The 3779-nt window shown below is 48.1% G+C and carries 2 protein-coding genes; both read right to left on the bottom strand.

From position 1 onward, the window contains the following. Positions 1-237 precede the first annotated feature (237 nt). The gene (locus IBX50_RS18320; RefSeq protein ID WP_292257842.1) at positions 238-2205 is read right to left on the bottom strand and encodes a nucleoside-diphosphate sugar epimerase/dehydratase; all 1968 of its coding nucleotides are present in this window, start codon (positions 2203-2205) and stop codon (positions 238-240) included. 73 nt (positions 2206-2278) lie between these two features. Continuing rightward, positions 2279-3631 (bottom strand): DUF234 domain-containing protein, encoded by a 1353-nt coding sequence (locus IBX50_RS18315; protein WP_292257841.1) that lies wholly within the window; start codon positions 3629-3631, stop codon positions 2279-2281. Between the last annotated feature and the right edge of the window lie 148 nt (positions 3632-3779).

Raw genomic sequence — 3779 nt, 5'->3', positions numbered from 1 at the left:
GGGCATGAAGCACAAAATAGCGCTTACTGGCAATTAAGTGCTGAATCTCCTCCCAATCCAACCGATGCAACAAATCAATATGGTAATGATCTGTAGTAATGGTTGGCCCGGCGGTATTAAAAAATCTTTCCATCCTCATGCGCCCCGGAGATCAATGTCTACAAAAACCTTACCCCAAGATAACACAAAAGCCGCCGCAGCGACTTTTGGATCAAAATTCAAACCATCAATGAATAACTACTGCAATTGCTGCCCCGGTGGCGGTGTTACTTTACCCGTAAGCAAGTCGGTGAAAGGCGGCAACAAATGATCCACCACATCGGAAGAGGGCTTGAATCCTCCAACAGCCATCTCCAGAACTGCACGGGCTTTCCAGCAGTCCAGCTCCTGCTCTGCAGCTGCTAACAAGTACAAAAATTCGTCAATCTGTGGTCGAGTCAGGGTTTCTTCTTCTGCCCGCATGATTTTTGGGTGCTGAGTGCCGGACACATTGTCGCCAATCAATAGCTCTTCATAAAGCTTCTCACCGGGGCGCAAACCCGAAAAGACCACCTCAATATCACCCTCCGGGTGCTTTTCATCTTTTACTTCCAAGCCGGAAAGCTGAATCATACGCCGCGCCAGGTGCTCAATTTTTACCGGTTCGCCCATATCCAGCACAAAAACATCACCACCTTTTGCCATCGATCCCGCCTGGATAACAAGCAAAGATGCTTCCGGAATGGTCATAAAAAAGCGGGTAATCTCTGGATGAGTGACAGTCACCGGTCCACCGGCTGCAATCTGTTTTCTGAATAAAGGCACCACAGAACCAGAAGAACCCAGGACATTACCAAATCGCACCATGGAAAAAATCGTAAATCCAGAGCATGAAGCCAGATCCTGCAAAATCAATTCAGCAAAACGCTTAGTGGCACCCATCACATTAGTCGGGCGAACGGCTTTATCCGTCGAAACCAATATACAGCGCTCGACACCAAACTTGAGGGCGGATTCCGCAACCACCTGGGTGCCCAGCACATTGTTACGAATACCTTCAAAAACATTATGCTCAACCATCGGCACATGTTTGTAAGCCGCCGCATGGTAAAGTGTGGCTACATCATAACGCCTCAGAACAGCCTCCACACGGGCACGGTTACACACAGAACCCAACAAAGCCAACACCCGAGTGTTCAGCTGTTCCTGCTGAATTATTTGATTAAGCTCTTGCTCTATGCTGTACAGCGAGAACTCACTGATCTCAAATAACAGCAATAAACGTGGCTGAATACGTACAATCTGACGACATAACTCAGAGCCGATAGAGCCGCCTGCCCCAGTCACCATTACGACTTTTCCGTGAATACTGGCAGCCAAGAGTTCTTCGCGTGGCGGTACAGGGTCACGACCCAGCAAATCCTCCAGCTCCACCTCACGCAGCTGATCGACACTGGCCTCACCAGAAACAATCTCCGGCATGGAGGGCACCGTTTGCACATGCACCGGCTGATCAGCAAATAAATCCAGCACCTTTTTACGCTGCTGCTTATTGGCATTAGGAATTGCTAACAAAACCCTGGCAATGCCATGACGTTGCAGTACACTCGCAGCATCATGGGGTGGATAAACTTTTAATCCCTGCACCACACTGCCCCAGAGCTTTGGGTCATCATCAATAAATGCGCGGGAATAAAACTCACGGCCATTATTCAGCGCCACTGCCAGCTGAACACCTGCTCCACCCGCACCATAAATCAATACCGCTTCCTTATCGGCATAGTGTTTGATCAACCACTGGTAGTAAGCACGCACTAACAAGCGTGTGCCACCGACATAAATCAGTGTTACCAAAGCAAAATTAATGGGAACAGAGCGAGGAAAGCCCTTAATCGCATAAAAGTAAATACCTGCCCACATCAACAATGCAAGTAAAAACGCCCCTCTAACCACAGCCCAGAGCGCCTGCACGCCCATAAAGCGCACTACAGCACGATACAAACCCAGACGCGCAAAAACCAAAACACCAACCAATGGCGTGATGATAAACAGCCACCAGAAGTTAGACATATAGGGTTGTGGCCACCACTCGGCAAAACGCAAAGCAAAACCAGACCAAAGCGCCAAGGGTAAAGCCAGCAGATCAGTCAACAGCATCAACAAGCGCTTGTAACTGCGATCCAGAGTGGCAATTTTAAGGTGAAGCTTAGTGGTGGTTTTTTTCATATCAAGTTAATGCCCTTTCATATACCCAGGGAAAACACATGAAAGACCTTTTATTTCCCTGTGTAAAACTGCTTCATGGCTTCAAGTCAATCTGGTTGAACTCAGCAAAAACCTGCTCAAGATTGTCAAGTGAAAAACAGCGCTGCTCTATGCTATAGCCTTGGCAGTTCAGTTTTTGCAGTAATTGCTGCGTCTTGCTGGCGAGCTGTTCCGGCTTAAAGCGTTTACTCTGGCGTTTTACTTCCACCACCAGCAGACGTTTTTCCAGATCGTTAATGGCAACGATATCAATTTCGTGTTCACCCTTGTTATCCCAGTAACCGCCTATGCGGTTGAACTGTCGGGAATGTTTCAGTTGCGCGGTGAACAGGCTTTCCAGCTGCTTGCCTGAAAAGGTGTCAAAGTCGCGTGCAATCAACGTGCGCAGATAGCTGAAGTTTTCCATTTCTACCGCACTGCGATTGGTGTGAATAAAGTGAAACCAGAATACAAGGAAAGGGTCAACCAGACTGTAGCGAAGATTGCGCGAGTTTTCCTTGGCATGTACAGGGCGCTGTTTGGCTATAATGTCAAACTCATTTTCCAGCTTTTCCAGAACAGGACCGACACCCATTTCCAGATAACTCTCAATTCTGGCTCGGCTGGTGTGACCCCTGGCAATGGCGGCCAGTACACTGAAGTAGGCACGGTGCTCACTGCCAAAGTCCTCTACCAGGCGGTGCAACCCCTCTTCTATCAGAGGTGAAGAAGCAGTGATTAACTTTTCAAAAGGCTGCTCGCCAGCATTCAGCAGCCACTCCAGATACTTGGGAATGCCACCGGATAAACACCACCATTGCAACAGACGTTCAGGTGTAAACAGTTGGTTATCCAGCAACATTTGGTGCAGGTATTGCGGTGCCAAAGGCTGAATTTTAAAGAAGTGATCGTCCCGGTTAAGCAGAGGTTGCTTTGCACCCTTGAAGAGTCGAGTCATCAGGCTGTACAAAGAGCCACAGCAAACCCAGTGGATCATTGATTTTCTTTTATTTTGATCCCACAGATTTTGCAGGCTGGAAAACAGTCCGGGGTTAAGGCGCTCAATATCCTGGAACTCATCCACAACGAGAGTAAGCGGCTGCTTTTGCGCAAAATCAAACAAAAACTCAAAAATATCAAGCAGGCTCTGCGGTTGAAAAAATCTCACACCCAGCTTGAGCCGAAGGATATTCGCAAACTCCTCAACAAGAGCCGCCTCATTTTTGCGACTGATAAACAGATAAAGAAATAACCCGGACTCTTGCGAAAAAGCCTCATTGAGTAACCGGGTTTTACCTACACGGCGCCGCCCCACCACCACAGACAGCTGGCCCTTGCTTTGTTCAATGCCAGCAGAAATAGCGCGTAATTCACTTAACTGCTGCTCTCGATTGTAGAATTTTTCCATTATTGCCACTCAGATGCACTTAATGTACAAAACTCTACAGTACAAAACCCTACACTGCCAGCCTTAACGTATTCTCTCCTGGTCATGCAGGAGGGGTTAGTTGCCCGCTATTTTTCAGCGCTTAACCCGATCACCCGAGCCTTTACCT

The organism is Marinospirillum sp., assembly GCF_014859565.1.
The sequence above is the reverse complement of the archived record's forward strand: the minus strand, read 5'-3'. Positions and strand labels throughout refer to the sequence as shown.

Bases quoted from the DNA above. Each gene is read 5' to 3' on its own strand.
- IBX50_RS18320 (WP_292257842.1), bottom strand. From the start codon at position 2,205: ATGAAAAAAACCACCACTAAGCTTCACCTTAAAATTGCCACTCTGGAT.
- IBX50_RS18315 (WP_292257841.1), bottom strand. From the start codon at position 3,631: ATGGAAAAATTCTACAATCGAGAGCAGCAGTTAAGTGAATTACGCGCT.